The organism is uncultured Merdimonas sp., from assembly GCF_963929015.1.
Lineage (GTDB): Bacteria > Bacillota > Clostridia > Lachnospirales > Lachnospiraceae > Merdimonas.
On record NZ_CAWVHE010000013.1, the window covers coordinates 48,895 to 62,779 of the forward strand.

General features: G+C 47.6%; 12 protein-coding genes. 11 read left to right on the forward strand and 1 reads right to left on the reverse strand.

Annotation, left to right across the window (positions count from 1 at the left end; genetic code table 11):
* Positions 1 to 9: 9 nt before the first annotated feature.
* Positions 10 to 1,929: an ABC-F family ATP-binding cassette domain-containing protein gene (locus tag ABGT54_RS07245; protein WP_346663476.1), complete on the reverse strand. Its 1,920-nt coding sequence runs from the start codon at positions 1,927 to 1,929 to the stop codon at positions 10 to 12.
* Positions 1,930 to 2,058: 129 nt separating this feature from the next.
* On the opposite strand from ABGT54_RS07245, the gene ABGT54_RS07250 reads away from it, so the two are divergent.
* From ABGT54_RS07250 to ABGT54_RS07300, 11 genes are all read left to right on the forward strand, one after another.
* Positions 2,059 to 2,700, forward strand: coding sequence for a redox-sensing transcriptional repressor Rex (locus ABGT54_RS07250; protein ID WP_346663477.1), 642 nt, complete (start codon positions 2,059 to 2,061; stop codon positions 2,698 to 2,700).
* A gap of 177 nt (positions 2,701 to 2,877) precedes the next feature.
* The gene (locus tag ABGT54_RS07255; protein ID WP_346663478.1) at positions 2,878 to 4,398 is read left to right on the forward strand and encodes an NAD(P)H-hydrate dehydratase; all 1,521 of its coding nucleotides are present in this window, start codon (positions 2,878 to 2,880) and stop codon (positions 4,396 to 4,398) included.
* Complete coding sequence (gene alr, locus ABGT54_RS07260; RefSeq protein WP_346663479.1) at positions 4,395 to 5,558, forward strand: alanine racemase; 1,164 nt, start codon at positions 4,395 to 4,397, stop codon at positions 5,556 to 5,558. Before ABGT54_RS07255 ends, alr begins: the two co-directional genes overlap by 4 nt.
* Before the next feature lie 92 nt (positions 5,559 to 5,650).
* On the forward strand, positions 5,651 to 5,998 hold the full coding sequence (locus ABGT54_RS07265; RefSeq protein ID WP_346663480.1) for a type II toxin-antitoxin system PemK/MazF family toxin: 348 nt from the start codon (positions 5,651 to 5,653) through the stop codon (positions 5,996 to 5,998).
* A gap of 30 nt (positions 5,999 to 6,028) precedes the next feature.
* Entirely contained in the window at positions 6,029 to 6,826 is a 798-nt protein-coding gene (locus ABGT54_RS07270) for a hemolysin family protein (RefSeq protein WP_346663481.1), read from the forward strand.
* A 51-nt stretch (positions 6,827 to 6,877) separates the two neighbouring features.
* On the forward strand, positions 6,878 to 7,609 hold the full coding sequence (locus ABGT54_RS07275) for a YebC/PmpR family DNA-binding transcriptional regulator (RefSeq protein ID WP_346663482.1): 732 nt from the start codon (positions 6,878 to 6,880) through the stop codon (positions 7,607 to 7,609).
* A 6-nt stretch (positions 7,610 to 7,615) separates the two neighbouring features.
* The gene (locus ABGT54_RS07280; RefSeq protein WP_346663483.1) at positions 7,616 to 8,074 is read left to right on the forward strand and encodes a hypothetical protein; all 459 of its coding nucleotides are present in this window, start codon (positions 7,616 to 7,618) and stop codon (positions 8,072 to 8,074) included.
* A gap of 34 nt (positions 8,075 to 8,108) precedes the next feature.
* Positions 8,109 to 9,389, forward strand: a complete 1,281-nt coding sequence (locus ABGT54_RS07285) for an O-acetylhomoserine aminocarboxypropyltransferase/cysteine synthase family protein (protein WP_346663484.1) — start codon at positions 8,109 to 8,111, stop codon at positions 9,387 to 9,389.
* 48 nt (positions 9,390 to 9,437) lie between these two features.
* Positions 9,438 to 10,124, forward strand: coding sequence for an ATP-dependent Clp protease proteolytic subunit (locus ABGT54_RS07290; RefSeq protein WP_346663485.1), 687 nt, complete (start codon positions 9,438 to 9,440; stop codon positions 10,122 to 10,124).
* A gap of 66 nt (positions 10,125 to 10,190) precedes the next feature.
* Entirely contained in the window at positions 10,191 to 12,572 is a 2,382-nt protein-coding gene (locus ABGT54_RS07295; RefSeq protein WP_346663486.1) for a DNA translocase FtsK 4TM domain-containing protein, read from the forward strand.
* A gap of 57 nt (positions 12,573 to 12,629) precedes the next feature.
* Entirely contained in the window at positions 12,630 to 13,817 is a 1,188-nt protein-coding gene (locus tag ABGT54_RS07300; RefSeq protein WP_346663487.1) for a chitobiase/beta-hexosaminidase C-terminal domain-containing protein, read from the forward strand.
* The last annotated feature ends 68 nt before the right edge of the window (positions 13,818 to 13,885 follow it).

Below are 13,885 nucleotides of genomic sequence, written 5' to 3' on the forward strand. Positions count from 1 at the left end.
AGGAGCCGGCTACTGAGCCAGCTCCTCCCACTTTTCATAAAGCATTTCCAGTTCTTCTGCAATCTTTGCTTTTTCCATCGCCAGTTCCTGGCATCGGACAGAATTAGTAAAAACTTCTTCCTGCGTCATCTGTTCATCAATAGCGGCGTCCCTGTCTTCCAGAGCTGTGATCCGTTCCTCTGTTTTTTTCAGGTCGTTCAGGCGTTTCCTTTCCTTTGCCTGTGCTTCTTTTTGTTCCTTCCAGTCAAGCTTTGAGGCCGACGGTTCTTCGGATGCAGAGGAGGCAGAAAGATCCGGCTGACCAATTCCGTACGCTTTAGCCAGTTCTTCTTTCTTTTCCAGATAATAATCATAATTGCCGATATAATTTACAAAAGTCTGCCCTTTCAGTTCCAGGATTCTGGTAGCTGTCTGATTAATAAAATAACGGTCGTGAGAAACATAAAGAACCGTTCCGGTATAATCCCGAAGCGCGTTTTCCAGGATCTCTTTTGAGACAATATCCAGATGATTGGTCGGTTCGTCCAGGATCAGGAAATTTGCTTCCGAAAGCATCAGCTTTGCCAGAGATACCCGTCCTCTTTCTCCGCCGCTTAGATCCCCGATCCGTTTAAACACATCGTCGCCGGTAAACAAAAAAGCGGCCAGCACATTCCGGATCCTGGTATTCGTAAGCGAGGGGTAGTCATCTGAAATCTCTTCAAAAATCGTTTTTTCCATATGCAGAACATGGTGTTCCTGATCGTAATACCCGATATGCACATTAGCGCCAAGGGAAAAGGATCCGCTGTCTGCAGGAAGCACCTGATTTATAATCTTAAGAAGCGTCGTTTTTCCGGTGCCATTGTCGCCGATAACAGCCACATGCTCCCCACGGTGGATCTGAAAACTGACATCTGTAAAAAGTGTCTGTTCAGGAAAAGACTTACTTAGGTGCTCTACAGAAAGAACATCATTTCCGCTGACTACCGCAGGTTCCAGGCTTAAGTGCATCTTAAGATCTGTCTCTGCCGGTTTTTCAACCCTTTCTATCTTGTCCAGCATTTTCACCCGGCTTTCCGCCCGACGAATCGATTTTTCCCGGTTAAAGGAACGAAGCTTTTCGATAACAGCCTCCTGATGACGGATTTCCTGCTGCTGATTCAGATATTCTTTTAATCTCGCTTCCCGCATCTGTTGCTTTTTCACAGCGTAATCACTGTAATTACCAAGATAGGTGGCAAGAGTTCCCTGCTCGATCTCGATCACCTTTGTGACTACGCGGTTCAGAAAATAACGGTCATGAGAAACGATCAGGACCGCGCCGTGATAATTCAGAAGATAAGTTTCCAGCCAGGCGATAGAAGAAAGATCCAGATGGTTGGTAGGCTCGTCCAGAAGCAGGATATCCGGGTTCGTAAGAAGCAGTTTCCCCAGGGAAACACGGGTTTTCTGACCGCCGGACAGGGTATCTACCGTTTTTCCAAATTCCTCTTCTGCAAAACCGAGTCCTTTCAGAACACCTGCAATCTCACTTTCACAGGCATATCCGTTTTGTCTTTCAAACTCGGAAGTAAGGCGGTTATAAGCTTCCAGTGTGGAAGAAAGCGCTTCGCCCGTGAGAGTATCCAGCGTTTGTTCGATGCTGCGGATCTTTTGTTCCATTGCAATAATATCTGCTTTGGCAAGCTTTACTTCTTCGTATATGGTATTTCCACTCTGCATTTCCTGGTGCTGCGCCAGGTATCCTAAAGTTTTTCCTTTTGTCAGGATCACTTCGCCGCCGTCGGAAGGAAGTTCCCCCACGATCATTTTCAGAAGCGTTGATTTTCCGGCGCCATTAGGACCGATCAGGGCGGCCTTTTCATGATCTTCCATGTGGAATGAGCCGTCCTTTACTATGACGTGATCCCCGAATGATTTATTGATTTTATGACATGCTAATATCATAATTTCCTCCTTATTATATCCGTTTCCATTATAACGAAAAAAAGACAAAATACAACTAAAAGTTTGACTTTGCAAATACAATTCTATATAATAATTTGTGAGATTAAACAACATGGAAGGTGAAGGCAAGTGGAAGACAGAGGGATTTCTCGGGCAGTGATCAGACGGCTGCCAAGATATTATAGATATTTGGGAGAACTTTTGGAAAACGGAGTAGAGCGCATATCATCCGGCGATCTTAGCAAGCGCATGAAGGTGACCGCATCCCAGATCCGGCAGGATCTTAACAATTTCGGCGGCTTTGGTCAACAGGGATATGGCTATAATGTAAAGTATCTGTATACCGAGATTGGAAAGATCCTGGGCCTGGAGGAAGATCACAATATCATCATCATCGGAGCAGGAAATCTGGGACAGGCTCTTGCGAATTATACTGCTTTTGAAAAGCGGGGATTTATCCTGAAGGGAATCTTTGATGTGAATCCCAGGCTCGAAGGCGTGTCGATCCGTGGAGTCCCGGTACGCATGATGGACGAACTGAAGTCCTTTATCCAGAATAACGAAGTGGAGATCGGAGTTCTTACGATCCCGAAAGAAAAAGCGATTGAGGTAGCCAACCTCCTGGTAGACAACGGCGTACGCGCGATCTGGAATTTCGCACATACAGACTTGAATCTGCCGGACAATGTCATTGTAGAGAATGTACATCTGTCCGAAAGCCTGATGCAGTTATCTTATAACATCAGCAGATATAAAGAAGAACACAAATAGTCAAAAAAGAAGCGTGTAACAGCCGCCATATTTTTATGGTCCGCTTTTACACGCTCTTATTTGTATCCGTTAATCATGAACAGAGACCGGGGACAAAGTCCGGATTCTCTGTCTGTTGCGGAAGCGGAACAAACAAAGCCGGTAAAGCATATACAATCAACAGGAGGGAACGCGGCGATGGATTATCTCTTAACCGGAACACAAATGCAGCAGGCGGATCGTTTTACGATCGAACATACAGATGTGACCGCGCTGGAACTGATGGAACGGGCGGCACAGTCCTGTATACAGGTTATGGAAGAAGAGCGTATTTCTCTGGATGCGCCCTGTATTGTCTGCGGATCCGGAAATAACGGCGGAGACGGTTTCGCCATTGCGAGACTGCTGGCTGAAAAAGGATATTCCCCAACGGTCTGCATGGTGGGAAATCGAAAGCATTGCACCCGGGAAACCGAATTTCAGATGGCGGCTCTTGATCAGACCGGGATCCCGGTCAGAGATGGGTATGTTCCGGGTAATTACAGCACCGTCATTGACGCCGTCTTCGGCGTGGGGCTGAACCGGGAGATTCAGGGGGATTGCCGGGAAGTTCTCCGCCAGATGAACGAATCTTCCGGCCTGAAGGTTGCCATCGATATTCCTTCCGGGATATCCGCAGATACCGGTATGGTAATGGGGATTGCTTTTTTGGCGGACATTACCATAACATTTCAGAAAAGGAAAACCGGGCTCTTCCTTTCTCCCGGCCGTTCTTATACAGGCAAGATATTTGTAACAGATATCGGGATCTCCACCAGTCAGCTGTGTGCGGACGGGATTTTCCTCCCGGATCTTTGCGACTATCAGAAAATGCTGCCTGCCCGTCCGGAAGATGCCAACAAAGGGGATTTTGGGAAACTTCTGGTCATTGCAGGAAGCAGGGGAATGTCCGGGGCCGCGTATCTGAATGCCATGGCCGCGTATTTAAGCGGCGCCGGTCTGATCAAGATCTATACAGCCGAAGAAAACCGGCAGATCCTTCAATCCGCAGTGCCGGAGGCGATCCTTTGTACTTATCGCGAATTTGACCGGCAGGATCTGACGGAGCTGTTACAATGGGCAGATACAGTCTGTATCGGGTCCGGGCTTGGAACCTCTATGACTTCTCTGGAACTTCTAAGGACCACGCTGGAATCCGGAAAAGGGCCTTTTGTGATTGATGCAGACGGGCTGAATCTGTTATCCGCACATCCGGAGTCTTTTCGCTGTCTATCCGGAAAAACCGCAGTGCTGACTCCTCACATGAAGGAAATGTCCAGGCTGCTTAATACAACGGTGGAAGACTTAAAGGAACACCGGATCTCTCTTTTAAAATCGTTCGTAAAAGAGCATGCAGTGGTCTGCGTTCTGAAAGATGCGCGGACACTGACCGGCGTCCCTGATCAGGGGCTGTTTTTCAACAGGAGCGGTAATTGCGCCATGGCAAAAGCAGGAGCAGGAGATGTGCTTGCCGGCATCATCGCAGGGCTTATGGCTCAGCATCAGACACCTGGGAACGCCGCCTGTCTTGGCGTATATCTCCACGGAAGGTCCGGAGATCTGGCCAGAGAAGCAAAAGGCGTTTACAGTGTTCTGGCAAGAGATCTGCTGGAGTATATCAGTTTCGCATTCATGGAAATCAGCGGGGAAAAACCACAGGAAAGGAAGGAATGGTTATGAACAAATACACAAGAGTCTGTGCCAGGATCGATCTGGACGCAATTGAATACAACATGGAAATGATGAAAAAAAATATCAAAGACAGCACAAAGATCATGGCAGTCCTGAAAGCAGACGGTTACGGACACGGCGCCGTGCCGATTGCAAAACTCCTGGAAGAAAAAGAGTATATCTGGGGCTTTGCTGTAGCAACACTGGATGAAGCAATGGCTCTTCGTAAAAAAGAGATCACAAAGCCGATCCTGGTACTTGGGACGGTATTCCCGGATCAATGGGGCGCAATGATCGAACACGAGATCCGCATGACCCTGTACCGGGAAGAAGTTACCAAAACAGTGTCTGACCTGGCCTGCCGCATGGATAAGGACGTATACATCCATGTCAAGATAGACACAGGCATGTCAAGAATCGGTCTTCCGGTCAATGATTCCAGCGTAGAAAACATCCTGCGGATGAGTCAGATGCCCCGGATCAAAATGGAAGGGCTCTTTACTCATTTCGCCAAAGCAGACGAAACAGACAAAACATTTACGGAACAACAGCTGTCCCGGTATCTCTGGATCAAAGACCAGCTGGAAGAAAAAGGCGTAACATTCCCTTATTATCACTGTTCCAACAGCGCAGGGATCATTGACGTTCCTGAGGCCAATCTGGATCTTGTGCGGTCTGGCATTTCCACTTATGGGCTCTATCCTTCTGAAGAAGTCCATAAGGAAAATGTGCCCTTAAAACCCGCCCTTACACTCATCAGTCATGTGGCTCATGTAAAATGGGTGGAGGCCGGAACTCCGGTCAGCTACGGAGGTACTTATGTCACAGACCGTCCCACCAGACTTGCCACGATCCCTATCGGCTACGGGGACGGATATCCCCGCAGCCTGTCCAACAAAGGATATGTGCTGATCCGCGGACAGAAAGCGCCCATCAGAGGCAGAGTGTGCATGGATCAGATGATGGTGGATGTAACCGATATTGAAGGAGCTGATTACGGGGATCAGGTGGTGCTGATCGGCCGGGATGGCGAGGAGTCGCTTCCGGTAGAGACTCTAAGCGAGCTTTCCGGAAGGTTCAATTATGAATTTGTCTGTGATCTTGGGAAACGCATCCCCAGAGAGTTTATCCGGCACGGAAAAGTAACAGAACAGATCGACTGGTTTTAAATCTTGCGCCTGCGTCTGTCAGATCCTGGAATACTTCCGATAAAAGATGGGAATACTCACTACTATCTTAATAGAATCGGAGTGTGAATAAAGTGCAGGTCAGACGTGGTGATATTTATTATGCGGATTTAAGTCCGGTCGTGGGATCCGAACAGGGCGGCATCCGTCCTGTTCTGGTGATCCAGAATAACATCGGCAACAGGCACAGCCCTACGATTATCTGTGCCGCGATCACATCAAGGATGAATAAAAGCAAGCTCCCCACCCATGTAGAACTGGATGCGGGTAGGTATCACATTGTCAAAAACTCTGTGGTCCTCCTGGAGCAGGTGCGGACCATCGACAAACAGAGACTGAAGGATATGGTCTGCCATCTGGATCAGGAAATCATGAAAAAAATAGATGAAGCTTTAATGATCAGCCTGGAGCTTCATACATAACAAAGGAGTCAAAGGAGTAAAAAACAGACTATGGAAGAGGGCAGTTTATTTCAGCGAATGAAGAATATTTTTCAGGCAGAAGATGAAAAACTGGACGACGGCATGCAAAAAGAAGCGGCGGTCCTGATCCGAAACATCTTCCGGTATATGGATAAAGACGCAAAGGATATCATGACTCATCGAAAGAACATTGTAGCGATTGATGACGAAGAGACTCTGGAGGACGCTTTATTTTTTATGCTGGGGGAGAATTATTCCAGATTTCCAATCTGTCACGAAGACATCGACGAGATCACAGGTTTTCTTCACTTGCGGGAGGCAATGACCTGTTATCTGGACGAAAGTTTGAGAAAAGTCCCTGTCAGAGAGCTGACCGAATACATAAGACCGGTAGTGTTTGTTCCGGAAACCAAAAGTATTGACACGTTATTTAAAAAAATGCAGGCAGAAAAGATCCATATTGTGATCGTCCTGGATGAATACGGGCAGACGTCCGGGCTTGTCGCCATGGAAGATATCCTGGAGGAGATCGTTGGAAATATTCTGGATGAGTATGATGAAGAAGAGCCGATGATCGCAAAGCAGGCGGACGACAGTTATCTTGCGGACGGGATGAGCAGTCTGGAGGATCTCGAGGACCTGCTTTCCCTGACATTTGAAGATGATGAATACGAAACACTCAACGGATTTCTGATCGATCAGCTGGACCGGATTCCGGAAGAGGGCGAAGTCTGTGTGGTAGAATATAAAGGCTATATTTTTACCATCCTTTCTGTGGAGAATAATATCATACAAAGAGTTAAGATTGAAAAACAACAAAAAGAGTGATAGAATATACAAAGTGTGAAAAGATATGATATGAAGAGAGGAATATGAGAAATGTCAGGACATTCAAAATTTGCAAACATTAAGCACAAAAAAGAAAAGAACGATGCTGCAAAAGGAAAGATCTTTACAAAGCTTGGAAAAGAACTGGCAGTTGCTGTAAAAGAAGGCGGAAGCGCAGATCCTGCCAATAACAGCAGACTTCGAGATGTGATCGCCAAAGCAAAAGCAAACAACATGCCTAACGATACCATTGAAAGAAACATCAAGCGGGCAGACAGCGATGCGAACGCAGCAAATTATGAATATATTACATACGAGGGATATGGCCCCAACGGCACGGCCATCATTGTGGAGACGCTGACTGACAATAAAAACCGTACCGCCTCCAACGTAAAAAACGCATTTACCAAAGGCGGCGGCAATGTAGGAACTCCCGGCTGTGTTTCCTTTATGTTTGACAAAAAAGGACAGATCATTATTGACAAAGAAGAATATGAAGGAGATGCGGATGAGCTGATGATGCAGGCTCTGGACGCAGGAGCGGAAGATTTCGCAGAAGAAGAGGACAGCTTTGAGATCCTGACTTCTCCGGACGATTTCAGCAGCGTACGCATGGCTCTTGAGGAAGCCGGACTTCCTATGGCGTCCGCAGAAGTGACCATGATCCCGCAGACTTATGTAGCGCTTACGGATGAAAAGGATATTGCGTCTATTCAAAAAACGCTGGACATGCTGGACGATGACGATGACGTTCAGAATGTATATCACAACTGGGAGGAATAAGATTCCATGGAGGAATTCCGTCAGGATCTGGAGCTGATGTTTGACGACATGCTCCACAAAATCCCGCTATTTAAGAAAAAAACATACAGCCCTGCGTTTTTGCAGGCATTTGAACAATACCGTGAGCTCCTGGGAAAAATATCGGATCAGTGCGCCCGGGAAGGGGCAGAAAAAGCGGACGCGCTTGCCAGCGTGATCCCGGATTATGCGCTTCAGAAGATGCAGAAGCTGTCCAGAAGAGATCAGGAAAAATTTTCTTTGAATTTTAACCTGGCCATGGTGGCATATGTTGTTCCGCTTTTTTTATATCCCAGAGATCCGGAATGTGAAAAACTGGCAGAAAAAATGGTCAGTGAATGGAACGCGGCAAAGGTTACGAAAATGGAGATCCGCTTATCTACCTACGAAAAGATTGCAGCTGGTTTTAAAAAAAGCTGGTTTTCTTTTGGAAGATCAGAGGATTGATTTCAGACATCAAGCATGAAGGAGGACATTGTCTATGAGCAACTACAGAAGAGAAACCAAATGTGTACAGAGCGGATATCAGCCGGAAAACGGGGAACCGAGAGTTCTGCCGATCTATCAGAGCACTACTTTCAAATATAGTTCCAGCGAGCAGATGGGCAGACTGTTTGATCTGGAAGAATCCGGCTACTTTTATACTCGTCTTCAGAACCCCACCAATGACGCCGTGGCGGCAAAAATCTGTGATCTGGAAGGCGGCTGCGCGGCCATGCTTACTTCTTCCGGACAGGCGGCAAGTTTTTATGCCATTATGAATATTGCGGCTGCAGGAGATCATATTGTATGCGCGTCCGCACTGTATGGCGGCACCTACAACCTGTACGCTCACACGATTAAAAAAATGGGAATTGACGCTACGTTTGTGGATCCGGACTGCAGCGAAGAAGAATTAAACGCGGCATTTCAGGATAACACCAAAGCTGTTTTTGGTGAAACCATCGCCAATCCGGCTCTTGTCGTACTGGACATTGAAAAGTTTGCAAAAGCAGCTCACAGCCACGGAGTGCCGCTGATCATTGATAATACCTTTGCCACTCCGATCAACTGTCGTCCTTTTGAGTGGGGTGCAGACATTGTAACACATTCCACGACCAAATACATGGACGGCCACGCCACCTGTGTAGGCGGAGCAATCGTAGACAGCGGCAATTTTGACTGGGAAGCATACGCAGATAAGTTCCCGGGACTTACGACTCCGGACGAGACCTATCACGGAATCGTTTATACCCGGAAATTTGGCAAAGGCGCCTACATCACCAAGGCAACCGCTCAGCTGATGCGGGATCTTGGATCCATCCAGTCTCCCCAGAACGCATTTTTGCTTAACCTCGGTCTGGAAACCCTTCATCTGCGGATGGAACGCCATTGTCAGAATGCCAGAAAAGCTGCCGAATATCTGAAGAACCACGAAAAGGTAGCCTGGGTCGAGTGCCCGTCGCTTCCGGGAGATAAATATTATGAGCTGGCACAGAAATATATGCCGGACGGTACCTGCGGAGTCATTACTTTTGGACTCAAAGGCGGAAGAGAAGCTGCTGTCCGCATGATGGACAGCTTAAAGATGATCGCGATCGTAACACATGTGGCGGATGCCAGAAGCTGTGTCCTGCATCCGGCAAGTCACACGCACCGTCAGATGAACGACCAGGAGCTTATGGAAGCCGGCGTACGTCCGGATCTGATCCGTTTCAGCGTAGGGATCGAAAACATCGAAGATATCATCGAAGATCTGAAACAGGCATTGGAAGAGGTATAAAATCATCCAAACACCTCCATACTAAGAAAAAAGTATGGAGGTGTTTTTGTGGAAAAAAACGAAACAGACGAGCAGATCCGGGAAACCGGGAGCCTGGACCTTGGCAGCGAAACCGGGCGCCACAGGATCCGTCTGCTAACCATTATCGGCGAGATCGAAGGCCATGAGACCGTATCCGGCAATACCAAGGCCACAAAATACGAACATCTTTTGCCAATGCTTGCGGAAATTGAAGACAGTGACCAGATCGACGGACTTTTAATTCTGTTGAACACCCTGGGCGGCGATATTGAAGCAGGGCTTTCGATTGCTGAAATGATCGCTTCCTTAAGTAAACCGACGGTTTCTCTGGTCCTTGGCGGCAGCCATTCCATTGGCGGCCCGCTGGCAGTATCTGCAAAGTATTCATTCATCGTGCCAAGCGGCACCATGATCATTCACCCGGTCCGGTCCAGTGGAATGTTTATCGGAGTCGCTCAAAGCCTGCGGAACATGATCCGCACACAGGACCGTATCACACGTTTTTTATCCGAACATTCCCGGATGACTCAGAAACGCATCGAAGAACTGATGCTTAATCCCAAAGAGCTTGTAAAAGATGTAGGAACCATGCTGGAAGGACCGGAGGCTGTCAGGGAAGGATTGATCGACGAAGTCGGCGGCCTTAGCAATGCTTTGCATAAACTGCACGAAATGATAGAGAAAGAGCATCAGAAAAAGTGTAAAAATATGTAATGACATGCCTTTTCAAAAATGATATACTAATATATAGTATTGCCAATTGTAAGGGGGAACTGATCCATGGCTTCTAAATCTAAAAAGAGAAGAAGCAGACAGACATCCAAACAGAAACAGACCTTTTTAAAAGATGAGATCATAATCTGGCTGACGTTAGCCATCAGCATTCTGATGTTAGTCAGTCTTTTTGGATTCGGAGGATTCATAGGGGAGGGATTTTCCGACATCCTGTTTCTGATATTTGGAATCGCCGCATATGTGATTCCGTTTTTATTGTTTGGCGGAGTTACATTTCTCATATCAAACAAAGAAAACCATCAGGCGCATGTAAAAGCAGCTGCATGGGTGGTGCTGTTGGTTCTTGTATGTACGTTCCTGCAGCTGATCCATCAAAAGGGAGGATTTCTCGGAAGCCTCCTTGCGGATATTCTGACTCCTGCCATCGGCGTGGCAGGTACATACGTTGTGATCCTTATCCTGATGATCATCTGTATTGTGATCATCACCGGGAAATCCGTACTTAATGGCGTGAGAGCCAAAGGCGGAAAAGCATACGACAAAGCCAGACAAGACGCGGTAAGGCTCAAAGAACGCACCCAGTCTATGAAGATACCGCAATCCGCTGCAAAGACACAGAACCGCAGAAAAAACCGCAGGGACCATTATGTAGAAGGCGTGTCTTTTGACACTACGCTTTCTAAAAAATCACCGGAAGTACGGGAACTGACTCCCGGCAGCGAAGAGAAAAAGACGCAGGACTTCCCCATATACAGAGGTCTGGACGACAACCTTGTGAAAACGGAGGAAATAGCAGAAGAGACCCCGTCAAAAGGAACAGAAGCGCGTACAGAGGATGCTCCTGCTGTTGAGGAACCGGGAGGAAAGAAAAAGAAACTGACTGCGCGGGAAATCGAAAACGAGACCCTGGCTGTTACCCGGGCGGCAGCCGAGCCCAGAAAATCTGCGGCAAAAGCTTACCGGTATCCGCCCATCTCTCTCTTAAAAAAAGGCGGCTCCCACAGCGGTGAATCGGATGCTTCCTTAAGGGAAACCGCCAGAAAACTTCAGCAGACGCTTCAAAATTTCGGCGTTCAGGTGACCGTTACCAATGTAAGCTGCGGCCCCTCTGTCACCCGGTATGAACTGCAGCCGGAAATGGGTGTAAAAGTCAGCAAGATCGTAGGTCTGGCAGATGACATCAAATTAAATCTTGCAGCTGCTGACATCCGGATTGAAGCGCCGATCCCCGGGAAAGCGGCGGTTGGTATTGAAGTGCCCAATAAAGAGAATTCTCCGGTCATGCTCCGTGATCTGTTGGAATCTTCTGAATTTAAAAACAGTGTTTCCAGAGTGTCTTTTGCTGTAGGAAAGGATATTGGCGGTAAAGTCGTAGTGGCAGATATTGCAAAGATGCCGCATGTTCTTATTGCCGGAGCCACCGGTTCCGGTAAATCCGTCTGCATCAATACGCTGATCATGAGTATTTTGTACAAAGCAACTCCCCAGGAGGTGAAGCTGATCATGATCGACCCCAAGGTGGTAGAACTTAGCGTATATAACGGAATCCCGCATCTGATGATTCCGGTCGTGACCGATCCGAAAAAAGCGGCGGGCGCTCTGAACTGGGCAGTGGCAGAAATGACAAGAAGATACCAGGCCTTTGCAGATTATCACGTCCGTGACATGAAAGGATATAATGAAAAAATCCGTACGCTGCCTGACAACGGGGACGGAACCGCTCCTTCCCTGATGCCGCAGATCGTGATCATTGTCGACGAGCTGGCGGATCTTATGATGGTGGCGCCCGGAGACGTGGAAGAGGCCATCTGCCGCCTGGCACAGCTTGCCCGGGCAGCCGGCATCCATCTTGTTCTGGCAACACAGAGGCCTTCCGTCAACGTCATCACGGGACTGATCAAAGCCAATATGCCTTCCAGGATCGCTTTTGCCGTTTCCTCGGGCGTGGATTCAAGGACGATCATTGATATGAACGGGGCAGAAAAGCTTCTTGGTAAAGGAGACATGCTCTTTTATCCCTCTGGTTATCAGAAACCTGCCCGGGTACAGGGCTCATTTGTCAGTGACAAAGAGGTGCAGGATGTGGTCGAATATTTGAAAGACCGAAATGAAAGCACCAGTTATGATGAAGAAATCGTCAACCATGTAAATACCGCCGCACTCGGGAATAGTTCCTCCGGGGCCGCGGTTTCGGAAGAAAACGAAAGAGATGTTCATTTTATTGATGCAGGCCGCCTGATCATTGAAAAGGAAAAGGCATCCATCGGGATGCTGCAAAGAGCTTTTAAGATCGGGTTCAACCGGGCGGCAAGGATCATGGATCAGCTGGCGGAAGCCGGCGTAGTGGGGCCGGAGGAAGGCACCAAGCCAAGGAAGATCCTGATGACATCGGCAGAATTTGAACAATATATTGAAGAATCTCTATAAAAGTTGTTTCCAAAAGAAAAATCTGATGAAAATAGATATTCGGGAGGATTTCGCAGTATGAAATGTAGAAATTGCGGTCACGAAATACCGGATGGAAAACTATATTGTGAGTTTTGCGGAGTAGAAGTACAGATCGTTCCAGATTATAACCCTTTAGAGGATATGCTGACTGCACAGATCAAAGTATCTTTTGATGAAGACGGAAATCCCAAAAAAGATACGGATCCCAGAGAAAACTCCGTCCAGAATACGGCCCGTCGAAGTACCAGAGCTTTATCTCCGGAGGAAGAAAGAAAACGCCGCCGCCAGAGAGCCGCCAGAAAAAAAGCGGCGCTGCGAAGGAAAAGGCGAAGGCTTCTGACGATTATGGGGATCCTTCTTTTTCTGATCCTTGCAATTATTTATTTCCTGTACGCCAATTCTTATACCGGAATTGTCCGCAAAGGAAACCGGGCGCTTTCAGCGGGAGATTATCAGGAAGCGCTGGATCTTTTTGACCGTGCAGTTACAAAAAACCATGAAAAACCGGAGGCGTATACCGGCCTTTCCCAGGTCTATCTGGGCGAGGATGATCCGGATGCGGCTGAAGCGGTATTTCTGACCGCTCTTGAAGATCAACGGGACAACGCCGACCTTTATGAGGCATGCATCCAGTTCTATATGGATACTAAACAGCCGGAGCAGATCCCGCTGCTTTTGGAAGACGCAGGGGATACTGCAAGAAAATCTTTAAGCGATTATATTATTTCCAGGCCCAAATTCAGTCTGGATGATGAAGAGACCTTTGAGGATGTACAGGAACTGACGCTTACTTCCGAGGACGGGACAACGATCTACTACACTACGGATGAATCCGATCCCACCACATCCTCTGAAAAATATACGGACCCCATACAGATTCGTGAGGGTAGTACCGTCATCACAGCCATAGCCGTGGATGAAAGAGGAATCCCAAGTCTCCCGGCCAGAAGAAATTATGTAGTGGAATTCCCTATTGTAGACGCTCCTGCTGTGTCTCCTTCAACCGGTCAGTATGAGGAAGCCAGACAGATTGAGATCAAGGTGCCGGAAGGATATGACGCCTACTATACCATGGATGAGTCCGATCCCACCACTGCTTCTGCCAAATACACCGGCCCCATTGACATGCCGGAGGGGACTACGATTTTTAAAGCGATCCTGGTAAACAGTGAAGGACGATCCAGCGGGATCACCACCCGGAATTACGAACGGGTATCCCAATAAAGTGACTTGATATTTTTTGCCAGATATTTTATTATGAAAGAAGTATAAACTAGATTTAGGAGGAAATG

What these genes read in the sequence shown, in the direction of transcription:
- ABGT54_RS07275 (WP_346663482.1), top strand. Translation starts at nt 6,878, where the DNA reads ATGTCAGGACATTCAAAATTTGCAAACATTAAGCACAAAAAAGAAAAG.
- ABGT54_RS07255 (WP_346663478.1), top strand. Translation starts at nt 2,878, where the DNA reads ATGGATTATCTCTTAACCGGAACACAAATGCAGCAGGCGGATCGTTTT.
- ABGT54_RS07295 (WP_346663486.1), top strand. Translation starts at nt 10,191, where the DNA reads ATGGCTTCTAAATCTAAAAAGAGAAGAAGCAGACAGACATCCAAACAG.
- alr (WP_346663479.1), top strand. Translation starts at nt 4,395, where the DNA reads ATGAACAAATACACAAGAGTCTGTGCCAGGATCGATCTGGACGCAATT.
- ABGT54_RS07285 (WP_346663484.1), top strand. Translation starts at nt 8,109, where the DNA reads ATGAGCAACTACAGAAGAGAAACCAAATGTGTACAGAGCGGATATCAG.
- ABGT54_RS07280 (WP_346663483.1), top strand. Translation starts at nt 7,616, where the DNA reads ATGGAGGAATTCCGTCAGGATCTGGAGCTGATGTTTGACGACATGCTC.
- ABGT54_RS07245 (WP_346663476.1), bottom strand. Translation starts at nt 1,929, where the DNA reads ATGATATTAGCATGTCATAAAATCAATAAATCATTCGGGGATCACGTC.
- ABGT54_RS07300 (WP_346663487.1), top strand. Translation starts at nt 12,630, where the DNA reads ATGAAATGTAGAAATTGCGGTCACGAAATACCGGATGGAAAACTATAT.
- ABGT54_RS07270 (WP_346663481.1), top strand. Translation starts at nt 6,029, where the DNA reads ATGGAAGAGGGCAGTTTATTTCAGCGAATGAAGAATATTTTTCAGGCA.